Annotated in this window: 1 protein-coding gene and 1 pseudogene; one reads left to right on the top strand and one right to left on the bottom strand. The window is 58.4% G+C overall.

What is annotated here, in order from left to right; translation table 11 throughout:
* Nucleotides 1–588: pseudogene (locus V3W39_RS33605) on the bottom strand (glycoside hydrolase family 19 protein); the annotation flags it as partial.
* Between V3W39_RS33605 and V3W39_RS33600 the strand changes: the two are divergent.
* A partial coding sequence (locus V3W39_RS33600; protein WP_330214188.1) for a hypothetical protein occupies nt 589–1,075 on the top strand: 487 nt, incomplete at its 3' end.

Here is a 1,075-nt window from a genome sequence, read left to right as displayed (position 1 = left end):
ATAGAGCCGGCTCTTGACCCGCCCCTTGTCGCCCTCATCCGCCTCGCCGCCAAACCGTTCAAGTTGTGCTTCGCTGAGACGATTGAGGTCACGGTAGAACGAGGCAATTGCGCTCAGCGGCGAGTCGTAGCTAAAGATGATGTCGTAGCCTTCCCAGGCCCAGGGACTGACCCACGACGTAACCCCCACTTCTTCACGCACCCAGCCGTCGAGCACGTTGTTGTCGGCGTCGTTGAGCAAGCCGTCGAGGCGGTAGTACTTGAAGGTCCGCCCGAAATCGCTGGTGGGTACGTCGATTTTGTATTCGGCCGGCAGGCCGGCGAGAACGCTTTTGGGCAGTAGCAAGTCGACACTGCTCACCGGCGTTGCTGTCTCCAAAACAGGGTACCGGTTAGGACCGTAGTGCGCTTTATGCGGTATTACCGGCGTGCCTTTGGCGAGCTTCAACCAGGTGCTTTCGCTGGAGGGAAGGCGCCCGGCCCAGGCACGGCTGGCGGCGATGAACTCGTCTACGCCTTCGCCACTGATGACTTCCAGGTGCAATTTCTTTTCCGGTTGGCCGACGTAGCAGTCCTGGTAAAGGCCCATATGACCGATCAGGTCACCGGCTTTGATGGCGATGGGTTGATCGGGCACAACGATCCGGTCATGAGCCTCGGGCTCACAAGCACCTTGCAGCGATTCGAAGTGGACGTATTGATTAATGTGGTTCAGTTTGCGGAATTCGCCTTCGCCGCTGACAGTCACTTCCGTGCCTGGAGGCAGTTCCGCGATCACCTCGCTGTGGATACTCGCCTCGGCACGAACGTTAAGTGTCCCCTCAGTGTTGACCCGGAATTGACCATCGTAGATCGGCGCCAGATGGTTAATGGAGAGATAGCCGCGCAGCAAACCTTCATCATCTTGCAGAGCATCTGGACCGGGGGTGTTCTCCAGCCTGCGGTAATCACCGTCACCGCTGACCGTCACCTGCGCGCCCTTTGGCAAAAGAGCGATGGACTTGCCCCGATGAGCTTGATTGCGAACATTCAGACCGCGTTCTCCGGCCCGCAAGTCGTTAACCGAGTCTTTGACA

The organism is Pseudomonas sp. Z18(2022), assembly GCF_036346535.1.
Lineage (GTDB): Bacteria > Pseudomonadota > Gammaproteobacteria > Pseudomonadales > Pseudomonadaceae > Aquipseudomonas > Aquipseudomonas yamanorum_A.
The sequence above is the reverse complement of the archived record's forward strand: the minus strand, read 5'-3'. Positions and strand labels throughout refer to the sequence as shown.